Below are 17,370 nucleotides of genomic sequence, written 5' to 3' on the forward strand. Positions count from 1 at the left end.
TGATAGTGAAGCGGGAGAATGGTGAGCGTACAGTCAACAAAACCTAATGATCTAACTTATCGCTGATGCGGGGATTAACTCTGCATTGTCGTTAGTAGCTCCATCATATCTTTAGAGCTGATGTTCTTCTTATGCCTGACTACAGCGTCAATCATCAATTCTAAATTCCCCGCAGAGATATAATCCTTAAGCACGTCATTGAATTTTTCCTGTATCTCATCACTTGTGTACAATTGCTCAGGAATGAAGAATAGAAACTGACTGCCACTACTACGAAACGAGATAGTACTTTCCGGTACCTTTGCCGTCAGGGACTTAGCAGCTGAACTCACCACCAAGTCTCCATATTCAAGTCCATACTTTTGGTTTATCTCACTAAGGTTTCTGATTCTTACAAAGTAAAGGTCAAAATTACCGTTTGTTGGATAGCTGTTCTTAACAAACTGCATGAGCGAGACTCGATTGCGAAAGCCAGTAATGAAGTCGGTAGAATGAAGTTTTCGTTTGATTGCAAAGTCGACGTAAAAAATCGCTCCTGTCACAAGCAGTAGCAACACCAGAAATACGCTGCTTATCTGATGCATCATCACCAACTTGTCGACCATTGTGGTGTTTTCTTCAATAACCGGGCTTTGAAGTCGAAACTTTTCGTTAATAAATTCGACCAGCGTGTTGTAACAAATATCAATTTTCTTCTGCAGTGATTCCTTAGGCAAAGCGCCTTGATTCACCAACTTAATTGAGGATTCTAACGACTTAAACTTTTCAAACTCTGCGGTAAAGTACGGTTTAAAGTTTGCTGAGCGAATAAAATTGGACGATTCAGTGCTGTTGATCAGAATATCAAAACGACTCCAAGTAATGTCATATGCCAACCAAAGTTCATCATAATCAATCGTCTTTGCATGGCTAACCATCAAGAAGTTTGCATACTCTTTGACGAGTTGAAAAACAAACCAAGTGGCCTCATTTTGGCGGTTAGAAAAGCTCTTGTTGATGTCATTAATTCGAGTGACACTGTAGATATTGACGGATAGAACAACCACGGCCAAAGACAAAACAACGACTTTGATTGCGGCCATAGACAACAGCTTCTTCATAATTAGCCTCTACAGGTGAATATCACGAATCTGCCAAATCATCTTGGCATGGAAATCAGGGGTATTGGTTTCAGGGTTCGCAGAGATTGGGTAAATCAACCAAAACGGGCCTTTCTCTCTCACAGACATAAACTCCCCATTCTTTTTAATCGCAATGATGGGTTCATAGGTATCAAAATCTTCTTTGGGCACCGCAATTTTATAGTCATTCAATGCTACGAAAGTGACTTGTGATGATATCGGTAGATCCATATTTTCAAGCACCGTTTGTAACGTCACACCACTATAAACGGTCAGACCCTCGACCCAAGGTAAGGTGGTAGTAATTTCTTTTTGAGGAAGTGACAGGAGTTGCTCTCTACTAAAACCATGCTTTTGCCCGGAGTGGTCGAAAACCGTTAACTCTGAGGCTGCAAAAATCGAAAACGAGCAAAGCCAAAGCATCAACAAGAATACAGTTCTCATTCTAAACTCCATTTAAAAAGGTCACTAATTTGAGTCTAGTATAAATTGACCATTTAACTTGTACCGATACCACTCAGATTGATTGGTATCGCTTTATCCCTAATGCCCCTACACCTCGCTGTTTTTCAATAACTTCGCCGTTTCTCTGTCTCTTCCATCACCGCTCTCGTTCAGCACTCCCTACCCGCTTGACGTATTCCTTCTCAACCGTCTAGTAACAAAAACTCGTATTTTACTCTGCGTAAGTAAACCAATAAGCCCTATGAATACGTATGAAACAACAAAATCAACAATAAATATGAGTAAGTCAGTAGCGAAAATGCTGGTTGCTGCATAACCTTTAATCGAACGTAAGCAGCTTTAAGAGACTTAATAACGAGTTCCAGTCGTTTCTACTTCACCAGTTGATCTCGTGTATTGATCTTAGAAAGCTTACTCATTTCATAATCAAGGGAATCGAGAATGAGTTTGAATATAAAAAAATTTAACCCCATGGCGACACTTTCTACCCTAGTAATGACGCTGGTCATGTTTCCTGTTTCTGCTGAAGTTAATCAAGAACAATTCGAATTAGGTAAACAAAAAGCCAAAGTGTGTATGACCTGTCATGGCGCTGATGGCATCTCAACACAAGATCCCTACCCGAACCTTCGCGGTCAAAAAGTGGGTTATCTCATCTCTTCATTGAAAGATTACCAGACTCGAGAAAGAACCAGTGGCTTAGCGATTCTCATGCAACAACAAGCCGACACGCTCTCAGACCAAGACATCCGTGACATTTCCTATTTCTATTCTGTGCTCGGCAACGAAGCAGGCTCGCTCAGCGATTCAAATTAAGTCAGCGATTCAAAACCTCTAGGCAAGGAGCCTTGTTATGGAACAAGTGACAACGCAATACAGCATTAAGGTCGTGAAGTACTTCATCATTGCATCCTTAGTGTGGGCGATTGTAGGTATGATCATCGGCGTGATTCTCGCCGCGCAATTATATTGGCCAGTCTTAAACTTTGATTCTCAGTATTTCCAATTTGGTCGACTGCGTCCGCTACATACCTCTGGAGTAATTTACGGCTTCGTCGTGAATATCTTGATGGGGACGTCTTTGTACATTGCCCAGCGAACAGGCCATTGTGACTTGTTCAACAAAAGCCTTTCATGGATGGTATTTTGGGGCTGGCAATTCATCCTGTTACTTGCGGTCATTTCCTTACCCGCAGGCCACACTACCTCAAAAGAGTATGCGGAGCTTGAATGGCCAATCGACTTGATGATTGTGTTGGTTTGGGTGCTGTACGCGGTGTTGTTCTTTGGCACCCTTGCTAAACGAAAGGTCAGCCATATCTTTGTGGCTAACTGGTTCTTTGCTGCATTCATTATCGTCGTTGCAATGATTTTCATCGTGAACAACCTCGCGATGCCTGTGTTGGCGATGAAGTCCTACTCTGTGTTTGCAGGCGCTCAAGATGCGATTGTTCAATGGTGGTGGGGACATAATGCCGTCGGTTTCTTGCTGACCGCTGGTGTGATTGGTATGAACTACTATTTCATACCCAAAGCGGCGGATCGACCTATCTACTCGTACCGTTTGTCTGTGATCCATTTCTGGGGCTTGGTCGGCTTTTACACGTGGGCCGGAACGCACCATTTGGTTTATTCTTCTGTTCCCATCTGGATTCAGAACATCGGCATCGTTATGTCTTTGATCCTGTGGCTCCCTTCTTGGGCAGGCGCGTTCAATAGCGCAATGACCCTCCTACAAAATAAAGAAAAGCTGAAGTCCGACTACATTCTTTTATTCTTTTTCTCAGCGATTCTTTACTACTGCTTGGCAACATTCGAAGGTCCGCTACTCGCTATTCGCTGGTTCAACATGGTGGCACACAACACCGAATGGATCATCGGGCACGTACATTCCGCGGCTCTCGGATGGGTTGGGATGTCAGGGATAGCGGTTTTTTACTACTTCATTCCACGCTTATGGGGCCAAACCGATCTATGGTCACGACGACTGATTAAATGGCACTTTTGGCTTGCTCATGCTGGCGTCGCCATCTATGCAATAGCACTTTGGATCGCAGGCATCGGCGAGGGATATATGTGGCTCGCTCAAAATGAAAATGGCGAACTGATTTACAGTTTTGTAGAAGCTATGGACTTTAAAGCACCTTGGCTATTCATGCGTTTCTTTGGTGGCGCGCTGTTTGTACTTGGATTGTTCTTAATGGCTTTCAACTTGTACAAAACGGTTCGTATGCCCGTAACAAATGATGCTAAACACACTGTTAATGAAGGAGCTTAAATGATGAGTAAAGACTTTACACATTCAATCGTCATTTTAATTTTGACCACTGTTGTCGTGGCCTCCTTCTCTTTATTGGTCTGGGTAGTGCCAAGCATTGTCCGTGGCGATGATATTGCCAAAGGCAGCTTAGCGATGCCTCTCACACCGATTGAGTTAGCAGGCCGAGACATATACATCAGTGAAGGCTGCCATGTTTGTCACACACAAATGGTTCGCCCTCTAGAGCCAGAAGTGAAGCGTAATGGTCGCCCGAACCAAGAAGCAGACGATATCTATGAGTTTCCTAACTTGTGGGGCTCTAAACGTACTGGTCCTGACCTCACTAACTTAGGTAGAAAGTATTCTGACCGATGGCATGCTATTCACTTAATTAACCCTCGAAAAGTCGTACCGACCTCGATCATGCCCTCTTACCCGTGGCTATTTGAGCAGACTCTGACTGGCGATGATATTAGCGCCAAAATGGAAGTGTTACGTACCTTAGGTGTGCCTTATACCAATCAAGAAATTGGTGATGCCCGTTTGCAAGTAAGAGGCAAAACCAAAGGTGAAGCTCTGATTCGCTATTTACAAAGCCTGGGTAAAGATACGTCACAGGAGGTATCACAATGAGCACATTCTGGAATCTATGGGCGGTACTCTTAACCTTAATATTCTTTGTTCTGATGGTGTCTGTTGTCGTTAAATACTGGCGTAGCAATCACAAGGCCGATCACGACCACACCATTGGCACCTTTGATGGTATTGAAGAGAAAGATGCGCCTCCACCTAAGCTGTTATTTATCAGTTATGCAGTGGCATTTCTTTTGTCTGCGGGTTATTTGGTGCTCTACCCCGGGCTTGGAGAATGGGAAGGCTTAGTCGATTGGGAACAAAGCGACGATAAGCTCAGTTCACCATCCACCACTCTCAATGAGCAATTTGCACAAACCAGCGAAACCACGTTAGAGGGATTAGCTGCTGTCCCAGAGATCGTGAACAGCGGTAGGATTCTATTCCAAACTCACTGTGCCGCTTGTCACCGAGATAATGCACAAGGTCAGAAACACTTCCCTAATCTTATCGACCAAGAATGGTTATACGGCGGCAGTGATGAAGCTGTGATCCATTCGATTGCCAAAGGGCGAAATGGAGCGATGCCGGGTTGGAGTGAAATCATGCGCCCAGACGAGGTGGCAAAAGTCTCCTACTATCTAGCCTCCCTCAACCAACGTCATACCGATGTGCCGAAGATTAAAGTCGAGCTCGGTAAAACCTTGTTCGTCCAATACTGTTCGTCTTGTCATGCCGATGGTGCTGTCGCTAACCCAGCGATTGGCGTACCTGATCTTTCCGATGATATCTGGCTTCACGGAGGGAGTATTGAAGAGATTCAGCACACCATCAATTACGGTTTGAACAACCTAATGCCTGCGTTTGATGAGCAGCTCAGTGAGAACGAGATACTCGCGCTTGGGGCTTATATCCGACACGCTGGTGACGTAGAGCAACAACGGCTCGCGAGTTTGAAAGCATCATCTGTTGAGCGCGGAGAATATCTCGCTTATGCCGGTGACTGTGTGGCTTGTCATAGTGCAGAAGGTGGCGAACCCTTTGCTGGCGGCCTACCCTTTGTCACCCCCTTCGGCACCGTGTATTCAACCAACATAACGCCACACACTACCGAAGGTATTGGGACTTATGACTTCGATGATTTCCGAGCGGCGTTAGTCGCAGGTAAAGGCAAGAATGGTTACCTGTACCCTGCAATGCCTTACACCTCCTATCAATACCTCACCGACCAAGACATGGTGGATTTATGGGAATACATGCAGTCAATCACCGCCGTGCCGCGACGCAATGATGACAACAGCATGATGTTTCCATCCAATATTCGCTTAGGTTTGCTTGGCTGGAACATCGTATTCATGGATACCGACCCTATTGATTATGAAGTGCCAGAGGAACTCAAAGGAGAAATTGAGAATGTCGATAAGTGGCAACAAGGCAAATATTGGGTCGCAGGACTTGGTCACTGTTCGGAGTGCCATACACCTCGAAATATTGCCCAAGCACTGATACCAGAACGTATTTTCCAAGGTAACTTGATCGACGGTTGGAACGCGCCTGATATTACAGCCAATGAGCTCTATATCGATGGTTGGGATGAAGCAACACTCACAGACTTTTTACACACAGGACATTCAGACAAAGGCACCGCTTTTGCGGGTATGGCTGATGTAGTGAAAAACAGCCTAAGCTTGATGACGCGTGAAGATATTGAGTCGATGTCCTATTACCTACTCAGTGGGGACATCAACAACACCATTGCCAGTGATGCCGTTCAGTTACAGCCTAAAGGGTTTGATGAAGCTGCGTATGCCAGTGAAATCTACACCACGTATCGTCAAACCTGTGGGGCCTGTCATGGTGACGATGGTAAAGGTCGCGATCCAATCGCCCCTACTCTGTTGAACAACGGTATTATCATGCACAGCGACCCATTCAATACCATTGCGGTAACGGTGCGCGGCTTGCAACCCACCTATCTCGACAAAGACAGAAATTTCATGCCAATGGCAAGTTTTGAGGATGTACTGTCGGATCAACGCTTAGCTGAGTTAATCACGTTTGTGCGTTTAAACCTTGGCGACAGAAATGAACCGGTCACGGCTGAGCATGTTCGAGAGGTAAGAGAAACACTTGAAGCAGCAGGCTATGCAGGTGGATTACACACCACACCTGAAATGTACGAAAATCGAGATAAGAACATTAACATACGATAGGCGCTGTAGCTGTGCGTAGCCGATTGGCCCAACAAGCAGCGAACAGCACGTAACTTTTATGTTTGCCTAACAAGCCAAAAGGAGACCACTGTGTCTCCTTTTCTTTTGCCCAAACCCAAGTTTTCGATACTTTGCCGTACAACACAATTGTAACTAACTGATTACACAATTAAGCAGAGCTGCACATAATGCGATCAATCTCGCAGAACAAAGATGACACCAAGTGCATAATATGCAAAATTTTCTAAAGATGTACTAAGGACAGTTATGGATACAACTACACTCATCTACGATACGTTGGAAGGCCTGTCGAGCGCAAAGCCTCAGCAACACGCTCAAATCCGCCAAAATCTATATAACCAATTAGATTTATCATTTGAGAAGCAGTTGGCTTTGTATTCATCAGTTCTTGGTCCAGCAAGTGCTGGTAGATTGACCGATTTGGATAGTGCAGTGATGTCTGCACGCAAGATTGTTGGCTTAGAAAACAGCTAAGCAATCTTCAACCTATCTCAACTTTAACGCTGCCATTGTGCAGCGTTTTTTTATGGACGCTATTTACGATAAGTAAGGTTGGTTACGATAAATGCTGTTAGTTGCGATAAATACGGTTAGTTGCGATAAACGCGGTTAAGAAGATAAGTGCAGTTGGGTCTGTTTTTCAAGTTACACGCATTCTCATTTGGTTAATCTTATGTTCCATTTTTAACAGGTGTGTAACCACAATAATGGCGCTAATGTTAGTAGCACGTTAACCACACATCGGATGGAAGAATCATGAGAGTACTTATTGAATATACACAGACAGGCAAATACCGTGATCATGCGTGGGAAGCATTAACGATTCGTTCAAAAGGCGAAATTCAAGCTGTGACTCCCTCTTATGCGGCTCAGCTTATCGAACAAAACCGCGCCAGCTTATCGACCACTGAAAATCAAGATATCGTCATCCAACCTTAATGGCTTCAAGGGCTACCCCTCCTAGTTCCTTAAATCGAATAGTTCGATGACATAAAAAAACGCTGCACGGATGCAGCGTTTTCTTGTTTCTGGCGTGCCTTGTCTCTAACGTAAAGAGCTTCTAACTTAGATAGCTTCTAACCTAGATAACCTACACAGAGAATTGGATTATTTTGGCAAGTTTTCTAATGCATCAACCATCGTCATTAGCTTATCGACGATTCGCTCACCATCCACTCTCAAACCGTTGTGCTCATACTCGTTGGTAATCCACGCTTTCGAGTTTGGAATATTAGCCAGTGTTTCGCGGCTGTAATCCAGTTCTACGTACATGTCGTCTGCGTAAACGGCACACGCCATCGGAACCGTATTCTTGCTCAACTGCTCTGCATTGTACAAAGTACCCCAATCCGATTTCTCAGCTAATAGATTGGCGGCTTCACGCAATGGCTTCAACGTTTCTAGTTGGTCGAACATCCATGGGTAGACCATTTCTCCGGTAAACCAGAACTCACTACCCGATTGGTAGTTGAAGTGTGGGTACTGCTCACGAACACGATGTGCAGACCAGTTAGACGCTGTACCTTGACAGTAAATCGATTCATGCAAGATTGCGTAAATTGGGTTAGTTAAGTAACCCTGCTCTTGCTGCATTTGATTTAGGAAGCTGTAGCTCAGCTGTCTGTTACCGTTCACTTCAACAAACGCACTCTCCAGTGTGAAATACATTGGAAGGTTTGCTTCGCCGCCACCAAGATTAATACCTATTAGCTGGAACTGTTCAACTGTGAACACCTGACCGTTTGGCAGTCTCACATCGTTGTTGAGCAGGTAATCAGAGATCTCGCGACACATAGCTTGTGCTTGTGGGAACTGAGCAAAGAAAGCTCTGTTTTTGTCTTCTACACGCTTGTAAGTCGCACGATAAACATCGTCAGCTTCTCGTTCAATAGAAGGAATGCCGCCCGTCACATAACAACGCTGCAAGCTCTGTGGGAACAGTGACAAATAGCTCAGTGTACAGAAGCCACCAAAGCTTTGACCAATCGTCGACCATTGCTTAATACCAAACTGTTCACGAATCGCTTCAGCGTCACGAACGATGTTATCCGCTCTGAAATGCGTTAAGTATTCGACTTGTTGTTCTGGAGACAAATGCGCCAAAGTTTCATGGCTGATAACCGTGCTGTTGCCAGTACCACGTTGGTCTAGAAGCAGAACACGGTAGTTTTGTAATGCACGCTTTAGCCAACCCGATTGACCACTCACCCGTGGAGAAGGAAAACCTGGGCCGCCTTGAAAGTAGATCAACCACGGCAGCTCTTGCTCATCTTTAGCGAGATCAACCAGCTCACGTGCGAAGACTTGGATCTGTTGTCCATCTTTGGCTTGATAATCAAGTGGCAACTCGAAAGAGTGCTGACGGTACAGGGTGGTTCCATCAATAAAGTTAGCTTGCACGCTTCATTCCTTTTTATCTGATTCTAAAGTCATTGGTACGAATAAAAATGGCACCCTTTGGCACCGTAGTTAGCAAGATACGCATACTAGCTTGTAAATGAAACCGTTTGTTGAACCTGAATGTGAAGGTACTTCATTAAATCGCCAAATTAGCTTTATACGCGTAACAACTTGTGTCAAAACAGAGAGTTTAAGATGTGATCTATTGAGAAGAAGAACAAAAGTGGGACACAAATAAAAAGAGCTTAACGAGGTGAGGATACGTTAAGCTCTTTGGTTTCATCTGTTGTAAATGAGGTTTTTAGGTTGAACAAGCTCAGGCTTTATAGGTTTAGTTTCTATAAGCCAAAGATCTATAAACTGAGCTTCTGTAACTTATAGCTCTATAAAACAAAGCTAAGAAGCCTCGAGCTCACCTGCACCTTGAATTGAACGTTGGCTGTTTTCAACAAGGATAGCCGTCGCCGTTTCTTTCAACGCGCCCCACTCTCCATCGTCAACTTCAATGCCCTCGTTCCACGCCTTCTCTTGAGTTTTAAAAAGCGCTTCCGATTCAATGTGTGTTTGGTAGCCATCTGACAAACGTTCGATATCGAAATCCTGGACGGAAAGCTCGATGGTCATATTGTGGATATGATCGTCCGATGCCAGAGGCAAATCTGATAAAAACAGTTCTGGTGCAACGCAACCACGGTTAAGCACATACAAGGTGCTCTTAGGATTTGAGCCATTATCCCAACGTGCGGTACATGCGATGCCTTTCGCTGCCAGTTTTACAAGCTCACTGTACGCTAACCAACGGTTATGGCAGTTGTTTAGCTCGATTTTCAGCGTCTTTTTACCGACCATTTTTTCAATGGCGTAATCCATCACCACAGGAAGATGACACGCTAAGCTCGCCTTGTGCAGGTCCACTTCAACTGTGTTGTCGCTTGTCACTTGGATGTCTACAGGGCAATCGTCTTCTAGCCCCATAAAGTTGCTCGCATTGTTAAAATGACGAACACCATCCAAGCCAACCATTTGTAAATCTGCCACCATGTTCGCTATCACATCGGCTTCACCACATGTACGACGCATACCCAGAAAGGCTTTATTAACGGCCGCGACCAATTCATTGTGAGAAACGATCATAGCGATTTACCTCCATGTTGAGCATTGATATGTGTAGGAACGTTATGAGAGCCAGCAAGCTCCGCTTCACTTGGTAAGACTGGGAACACCCACTCGTCTTGATGAATTTCGTCAAGCAGCGGTGCGCCTTGGAAGAAGGTCACGCGAACCCAACGATCTGAGCGAGGATCAAACTTAGTAGCACCAAACATAGCTAGCTTGCAACGTAACAGATGCATCGGCAGCGACTCTTTATGAAGCACGTTCATTTGAATGTCGCCCATCGCTTTGTTGCCAAGCGTCCATACACGACGTGCTATCGCACGATGTTGCGGTTGTTTTACCAAGAACTCTGCTAGAGAAAGCTCTGGTGTGAACTGTAATAAGGAGTGGTACAGACGGTAAGCTTGACGACCAATATCTAATGGCAGCTCACGCTCTTCACCAATTTCTTCTCCTCGAACACCGAGCCTTGGCTCTTCTTTGTCCTGAGAGCGATACCAGAACCAGTAGTTATTTTCTGCTTTCGTAAAGTCAGTCGTGATTGCCCAACGGTACTTTTCTTCTAACACAACCAATAGGTCTTGGATCTTTTTGCCACTAGGAAGCGAGAGTGTTTCGCTACAATTCATATGCTCTTGATGGGCGTCCACTAATTCTGGGTACAATTCCATCAAGCATGAGATAAGGATTTCTTGGGCTTCCATACTCATGTGCTTAGATTGTTCAACTAACTGCGCCCATGTATCGCAATGGTTTACAGAAGCTTCTAGTGACTGTTCTGCGTGTTTTAACTCATCAACAGCGGTTTTGTTCAACTCTTGCTGGTTTTCATTGATGGTAACAACTTGTTCTAAATGACAAATCGCTTTTTTAACGTATCTACGTAGTGGCTCGATCAACGCCGTATCGGTCTGACTAGCCAACACGTCCGCCAATGCATGTTCACGGGTTGTCATCCATTGATCGACAATACTTGGGTGGTTAATAAGGTATGGCGCCATGCCTAAACCAGTCGCATTACCAACACCAAGGTAACGCTGTAATCCTCTATGCAAGGTAATCGCTTGTTCACCGCCTTGTTGCTCCGCTAGGTAATGAACCCAATCTAGGCTGAACTCACGCAGCATATAAACAGCACACATTTGAGCACTGAACGATTGATTAAAATCTGGATTCTTTTCCAAGATTTTAAAGTCAGCAATACCAAACTTACCATTACCATAAACCGCTGTGGTTCGTAGGATGTAGCCAACTTCCGCTAGCTCTTTTGGCGTTGGTTGAACACCTTTAGCCAAGTGACTAACAATATGTTCAAACACTCGTACACTTTTGTTGGCACGCGCTAAAACAAGCACATTGTTAGGGTTACGGCCTGCTTCTTGTAGCGGTACATTCGCACGAAGTCTCTCAAGTAGGGTGACATCAACATCACCAAGAACAAGCGCAAACGTTACGTCCCACTTTTCAGCAATTACACGGTCATTTCGTTCGTCATCTGCAATCTCATCGCAGAAAACAACCAAATGATAAACATGATTTGGCGTCTCTAGCTTATAGATAACATGACCAAAACCTCGAGCGTCTAGTTGCCACTCATGCTTAGTCACTTTCCATTGCTGTTGCGCCATTTTACGAATCAGAGTTCTTACGAAGCTGATGCGTGTTTGGTGCATAGCACCCAGTCTTTCCGGTGCCATGACGACCGTTGCGTCACGTAGTGCTGATTCAGTGTAGGTAGAACGATGTGCATCCATTTTGCTCACCACCTTATAGTTATAGGATTTTGCTAGCCATTCAGAACCGATCGTTGCTGTCTTTTGAAGCATATATAGCGACAGTATGTTGGTTAGCTTTCACGTTTTTAATCGTTATTGATATTATCGAGGCAAGCGAACTCGCCACTTATTATTTGTCCTGACTAGATCGATTGACCTAAATACGTGCCGCCCGGTGTATCTTCACCAGTACGGTTTTTATCTTCCTTCCGGAATCTTGTATCAGCCTTCTTTCAAAGGCTCACACCTTGTTTATCTTCAGTTTTTAGAGAGCTTTATCTCTACATTTTCTTCTTTATACCGGCATTGATGTTTTATAAGCCTTGATCTTTCGCCATCTTGATTGCGATTTGAGGCGCATTCCAAAGTGATGGCAGCAAGATTAAGGACACCGGTACCGCTGTGATAACTATGAATGATTGCAGCGCTGAAATACCGCCGGAACCTAGGGAAATCAGAATCAATGCTGTTACCCCCATCATCACACCCCAGAAAGTACGAATAATTGCGTTAGGCTCTGTCTCACCGCTGACTACCACACTGATGGTGTAAGTCATTGAGTCACCTGTCGTTACGATGAAGATCGTCGTCAAGATCAAGAACAGAATAGAGATAAGCATTGGCATTGGTAGTTGCTGAGTTACTGCCAGTAGCGCGCCAGGTAAATTAAAGCCTTCGAACGCTTTACTTACGCTGCCTGGGTCTGCAATTTCAAACGCAAGGCCAGAACCGCCAACAATGGTGAACCAGAAACATGTTACGAACGGTGCAATAAGACTGATGGTTGATACCAATTGGCGAATACTACGACCGCGTGAAATACGTGCGATGAAGATTGCCATCATTGGGCCGTAACCTAAGAACCAACCCCAGAAGAATACTGTCCACCAGCTCAACCAACCTTCGTCACCACGGTATGTTGCCATTGGGATGAAGTTGTCTATCATGCTGCCTACACCTTGGATGTAGCCATTGAAAATGAAGTTTGTTGGGCCGAAGATCAGAATGTAGACCATCAATGACATTGCTAAAATTACGTTGTAACGGCTTAGCATTTGCATTCCGCGGTTAAGACCACTTAATGCCGACAATGTGTATAGAACGATAGCGAACAGGATGATGATAAGCTGCGTCGTGAAGCCATCAGGAATATCAAACAGTGCGTTCAGTGCGTAGCTCACTTGCAAGCCTAAGAAGCCGATAGGACCAATGGTGCCCGCCGCTACTGCGACAATACAACATGCATCAATCAATGCGCCGGTGTGACCTTTCAATGCTCGCTCGCCTAAAACTGGGTAAAGCAAAATACGAGGTTTAAGCGGTAAGCCTTTGTCGTAGTGAAGGTGCATAACCACAATAGACGTTAAGCTACCGACAATGGCCCATGCTAGAAAACCCCAGTGCATGAAGGATTGCGATAAAGCATTCACCGCGCCTTGCTGTGCGTTTTCTTGTGCGCCGTACAATGGTGGTGGGCTAACGTAGTGAGCGATAGGCTCTGCTGCTGCCCAAAATACACCGCCACCTGCCAGTAGCGTACAGAAGATGATCGCCATCCAACGGAAGCCGTCCATTTCAGGTTTAGCGATGCCGCCTAGGATAACCTTGCCTGTTCGCCCTGCCGCCAGGCCAAGACCAATAAGAAAAGTCAGAAGAAGAAGCATTTGCCAGTAAGGACCGAATACTTTTACAGACCATGCAAAGCCCGTATTTACTAGGCTTGATAACAGCTCGCCATCAAATAGAGCAAGTGCCACGAACAGAGCGATAAAACCGCCGCTGTACCAAAGTGCTGGGTTGGATAGGCCTAATTTGTCTGACGTAGACTCAGACTCGTTTGTGTTGCTTTTTGCATTAATTGTTGTGTGTGCTTGACCCGCATTTAAGCTTGAAGATTTCACGCTATTGGTTAAATCAGACATACTCTGACTCCAGAGGTTTCTTTGCAGCTGTCATTTGAATGATGACTACAAGGGTGTATTTAACACCTGCCCTATTGTTTTTTGTGTTGGGCAGGCTAATCCATGTTTGGGTTACCGCGTTGCGAAATAGACCGTTGTTCCTTTTGAATAGTGAAATTGGTTTAAGCAGCACTTGCTTATTGAACGTTTGTTAGAAGGCTGCTAATTCGATGATGGCTCGCGAGAAACCGTTAACCCTTGGTTTGAGGCTCTAGGCCATCTTTCAAGAAGTTAAACCAGTTTTCTCCCAAGACTTGCCCAGCTTCAGACTCGCTGAAACCATGACGCATCAATCCGTTATATATGTTTTCCATACCCGCACTACCACAGAACCAAGGCAACGCATCTGGCCAACCTGAGTTGTTCGCAGAGCCTTCGCCGTAGTCCATTGCTTTAGACCAACGACCATTTCTCATCCATTCAAGAACGGCTTGAGGTTGGTTTAAGCATAGGTCACTGCCAATACCGAGGTGCTCTACGCCGACCATGTCAGCCGTAGTCGCAACCATCTGGCAGAAATCTTCCAAGGTACATTGGCTGCCGTTTGGTAGGTGGAATGGGTACAAGCTGAATCCGATTAAGCCGCCGCGTGCGGTTAGAGCTTTAATTACATCGTTTGATTTATTTCGTAGTGCATCATGAGCAAACGTCGGGTTCGCATGGCTGATACAAATAGGACGAGAAGACAAGTCGATAGCTTCAAGTGTTGAGCGCTCTGCACTGTGAGACATATCTATGATCATGCCCACTCGGTTCATCTCTTCGATGGCTTGTTTACCAAAGCGAGTAATACCTGTGTCGTTCTTCTCGTAGCAACCCGTCGCCAATAAGCTCTGGTTGTTGTACGTCAGTTGCATGATCAAAAGACCTTGCTTACGCATCACTTCGATAAGACCGATCTCATCGTCGATTGGAGAACAGTTTTGAGCACCAAGGAAAATGCCGACTTTGCCAGTCGCTTTTGCAGTCTCGACATCAGCCATTGAGTGAATCGGCATGATAAGGTCTGCGTTCTGCTCGAATCTTAAATTCCATTCTGCAAAGCGAGATAAGGTTTCACGAGCTGTCTCGTGGTAAACCGCGGTAGCGTGAACTGCTGTAATGCCGCTCGCCTTTAGTGTTTGGAAATATTCTCTGTTCCAATTGCAGTATTGCAATCCATCTATAACAATCCGTTGCTGGTACATAACCACTCCTATTGAAAGCTCAGTGTTCTAGCTCGGTTTTGAAAACACGCTCAAATAACATGTTTTCAAAAATGGGTTAAATCACTTGTCTAAGTTCGTTTGCTGCTTTGGTTTGAATGTTGGCCTGACTCTGTGAATCAGGCCAATTCGATAGCTAGATAGCTAGGAAGTTAATTCAGCTATCCAATTCTTATTTAGAAAGTGGATTAGTAAGGACGTTGGTAAGCCGTCTTAACCACTGTGTAGAACTCTTTCGCGTATTGACCTTGCTCACGAGGACCGAAGCTAGACTCTTTACGACCACCAAACGGTACGTGGTAATCCGTGCCTGCTGTTGGTAGGTTGACCATCACACAACCGGTCTGCGCTTGTTGCTTGAACATTGCGCTAGTACGTAGGCTCTGAGTAATGATGCCGCCTGTTAGACCGAAGCGAGTGTCGTTGGTTGTCGCAATCGCTTCTTCTAGGTCAGCGACACGAATCACACTTGCCATTGGTGCGAACACTTCTTCTTGGTTCACTTCCCAATCGTTCTTAGTGTTCAAGAACAGCGTTGGAGACATGTAGAAACCTTCGTGCTTCATACTCAAGCGTTCGCCACCAAATGCCAGCTCACCGCCGCTTTGACGTGCTTTCTCAACCCAACCTAGGTTTGCTTCAAGTTGGTTGCCATCAACGACAGGGCCCATGAACACACCCTCTTCCAGTGCGTGACCCACTTTCAGCTCGCTCATACGTTTAATCAGTGCTTCAACGTATTGGTCGTGAATGCTATCCATAACCACAAGGCGAGAAGACGCGGTACATTTTTGGCCTGCGCCAGAGAAAGAACCTGCAATCGTTGCATCAACCGCAGTTTGGATATCAGCATCGTCAGCAATAACAAGTGCGTTCTTACTGCCCATTTCTAGTTGGCATCGAACGAAGTTTGGCGCTGTAGCCGCTGCCACTTTACGACCCGTATCAACAGAACCGGTAAAGCTCACACCGTTCACTTCTTTAGAGTTGATCAGTGCATCACCTACTGTTGAACCGCTACCCAGTACAAGGTTAAACGTACCTGCAGGGATACCTTGGCGGTGGATGATCTCTGTAAGCGCGACCGCACTTGCTGGTGTTAGGTTTGCTGGTTTCCAAATAACGCTGTTACCGAAAGCCAATGCTGGAGCAATTTTCCAAGCTGCTGTTGCTGTCGGGAAGTTCCAAGGAGAGATAATGCCGATAACGCCCACCGCTTCGCGAGTCACTTCAACAGAAACACCCGGGCGTACAGAATCTGCGTTGTCACCAATTTGGCGAAGCACTTCAGCCGCAAAGTATTGGAAGAACTGACCTGCACGGTAAATCTCACCGCGACCTTCAGCAAAAGGCTTACCTTCTTCACGAGATAGCAAAGTGCCCAGCTCATCACAACGGGCAATCAGCTCATCACCAATCGCTTGAAGCACCGCTTGCTTGCGTTCAATCGGCGTTTTTTCCCACTCTGGTTGAGCGTGTTTCGCCGCTGAAATCGCTTGTTGAACTTGTTCAGCACTTGCTTGTGCAAAGTTGCCAATATTTTCAGAAATATCTGATGGGTTAATGTTCGCTACGGTGCTTACACCCGCTTGCCATTCGCCGCCAATGTAAAGTGCGTTTTCTGCTTGAACATTCTGTAAGTGAGTCATCATTCTGTCCTTGTAACGTTAGGTTGCGGTTGAGTCTGGCAACCATCGGATTAATTAATAAATTGTTAATTCATATAGAGAATAAGTATTAATTTTGTATCTAGACGTAAAACTATTCGCTTGTATTAGTAAAGATCTGCGTAGACAAACAGCTTTGATTGGCAAATTGCCTCAGTTCACAGTCCATTTATTCAGGTTGAGACGCCGATGCATAAACCACGAACTCAACCAACATCTCTTCTCTAGCTAGCCCTGCAACAACGACTGCTGCACGATTTGGATAAGGTGCGTTGAAGTATTCTCCGTATACGCTGTTTACCGTTTTCAGGTATTCACGGTCAGTCACGTAAATCAGAACCTGCAGCACAGAATCCATCGATTCGCCTGCACACTCCAAGGTATGAACAAGGTTGTTAAAAGTCTGACGCGTTTGCGCTTCAATACCGCCTTCTACTACTGCGCCCGTTTCATCGATTGGAATCTGCGCAGTGTATAGAGTGCCGTTATTAACGATTGCCCACTCTAGTGGTGCTTTTGAAGCAAAAAGAGAGGTTTTTACTGGGTGTTTTTTAGTTTGTGCGTTCACGATTTCATCCAACTTTGTAACAACT

At 45.2% G+C, this 17,370-nt stretch carries 15 protein-coding genes; 6 read left to right on the top strand and 9 right to left on the bottom strand.

Annotated elements, in window-relative coordinates; genetic code table 11:
- Positions 1–74: 74 nt before the first annotated feature.
- Both AB6E78_RS06285 and AB6E78_RS06290 read right to left on the bottom strand, forming a co-directional pair.
- A complete protein-coding gene (locus tag AB6E78_RS06285; RefSeq protein ID WP_017069848.1) occupies positions 75–1,100 on the bottom strand; it encodes a GGDEF domain-containing protein in 1,026 nt (341 codons plus the stop codon).
- A gap of 9 nt (positions 1,101–1,109) precedes the next feature.
- Entirely contained in the window at positions 1,110–1,565 is a 456-nt protein-coding gene (locus AB6E78_RS06290; protein ID WP_017069847.1) for a hypothetical protein, read from the bottom strand.
- Positions 1,566–2,027: 462 nt separating this feature from the next.
- Here AB6E78_RS06290 and AB6E78_RS06295 point away from each other — a divergent pair, with 462 nt between their 5' ends.
- The 6 genes from AB6E78_RS06295 (at position 2,028) to AB6E78_RS06320 (ending at position 7,592) form a co-directional block, all read left to right on the top strand.
- The gene (locus tag AB6E78_RS06295; RefSeq protein WP_029235248.1) at positions 2,028–2,402 is read left to right on the top strand and encodes a cytochrome c; all 375 of its coding nucleotides are present in this window, start codon (positions 2,028–2,030) and stop codon (positions 2,400–2,402) included.
- Between the two features lie 37 nt (positions 2,403–2,439).
- The gene (gene ccoN, locus AB6E78_RS06300; RefSeq protein WP_017069846.1) at positions 2,440–3,864 is read left to right on the top strand and encodes a cytochrome-c oxidase, cbb3-type subunit I; all 1,425 of its coding nucleotides are present in this window, start codon (positions 2,440–2,442) and stop codon (positions 3,862–3,864) included.
- Positions 3,865–4,479 carry a cbb3-type cytochrome c oxidase subunit II gene (locus AB6E78_RS06305; RefSeq protein WP_372133050.1) on the top strand — a complete coding sequence of 205 codons (615 nt, stop codon included), beginning with the start codon at positions 3,865–3,867 and terminating at the stop codon, positions 4,477–4,479.
- Positions 4,476–6,632, top strand: a complete 2,157-nt coding sequence (locus tag AB6E78_RS06310) for a c-type cytochrome (RefSeq protein ID WP_372118183.1) — start codon at positions 4,476–4,478, stop codon at positions 6,630–6,632. The genes AB6E78_RS06305 and AB6E78_RS06310 overlap by 4 nt, the downstream gene beginning before the upstream one ends.
- 267 nt (positions 6,633–6,899) lie before the next feature.
- Positions 6,900–7,127 carry a PAS factor family protein gene (locus AB6E78_RS06315; protein ID WP_004730426.1) on the top strand — a complete coding sequence of 76 codons (228 nt, stop codon included), beginning with the start codon at positions 6,900–6,902 and terminating at the stop codon, positions 7,125–7,127.
- A gap of 282 nt (positions 7,128–7,409) precedes the next feature.
- The gene (locus AB6E78_RS06320; RefSeq protein WP_004730424.1) at positions 7,410–7,592 is read left to right on the top strand and encodes a hypothetical protein; all 183 of its coding nucleotides are present in this window, start codon (positions 7,410–7,412) and stop codon (positions 7,590–7,592) included.
- Between the two features lie 168 nt (positions 7,593–7,760).
- On the opposite strand, the gene AB6E78_RS06325 is transcribed toward AB6E78_RS06320, so the two are convergent.
- The 7 genes from AB6E78_RS06325 to AB6E78_RS06355 all read right to left on the bottom strand — a co-directional run bounded on the left by AB6E78_RS06325 (position 7,761) and on the right by AB6E78_RS06355 (position 17,345).
- Positions 7,761–9,053: an alpha/beta fold hydrolase gene (locus AB6E78_RS06325; RefSeq protein ID WP_102332879.1), complete on the bottom strand. Its 1,293-nt coding sequence runs from the start codon at positions 9,051–9,053 to the stop codon at positions 7,761–7,763.
- Between the two features lie 396 nt (positions 9,054–9,449).
- Positions 9,450–10,187 (bottom strand): DUF3726 domain-containing protein, encoded by a 738-nt coding sequence (locus tag AB6E78_RS06330; protein ID WP_017064722.1) that lies wholly within the window; start codon positions 10,185–10,187, stop codon positions 9,450–9,452.
- Positions 10,184–11,995 carry a hypothetical protein gene (locus tag AB6E78_RS06335; RefSeq protein ID WP_372133053.1) on the bottom strand — a complete coding sequence of 604 codons (1,812 nt, stop codon included), beginning with the start codon at positions 11,993–11,995 and terminating at the stop codon, positions 10,184–10,186. The genes AB6E78_RS06330 and AB6E78_RS06335 overlap by 4 nt, the downstream gene beginning before the upstream one ends.
- Positions 11,996–12,258: 263 nt before the next feature.
- Positions 12,259–13,866, bottom strand: coding sequence for a BCCT family transporter (locus tag AB6E78_RS06340; protein ID WP_017066850.1), 1,608 nt, complete (start codon positions 13,864–13,866; stop codon positions 12,259–12,261).
- 230 nt (positions 13,867–14,096) lie between these two features.
- Positions 14,097–15,092, bottom strand: a complete 996-nt coding sequence (locus AB6E78_RS06345) for a membrane dipeptidase (RefSeq protein WP_017060833.1) — start codon at positions 15,090–15,092, stop codon at positions 14,097–14,099.
- 206 nt (positions 15,093–15,298) lie between these two features.
- Complete coding sequence (locus AB6E78_RS06350) at positions 15,299–16,759, bottom strand: aldehyde dehydrogenase family protein (RefSeq protein WP_017060834.1); 1,461 nt, start codon at positions 16,757–16,759, stop codon at positions 15,299–15,301.
- A gap of 187 nt (positions 16,760–16,946) precedes the next feature.
- Positions 16,947–17,345, bottom strand: a complete 399-nt coding sequence (locus AB6E78_RS06355) for a RidA family protein (protein ID WP_017060835.1) — start codon at positions 17,343–17,345, stop codon at positions 16,947–16,949.
- Positions 17,346–17,370 lie beyond the last annotated feature (25 nt).

This window comes from Vibrio sp. 10N.247.310.98, assembly GCF_041467395.1.
GTDB lineage: Bacteria > Pseudomonadota > Gammaproteobacteria > Enterobacterales > Vibrionaceae > Vibrio > Vibrio crassostreae_C.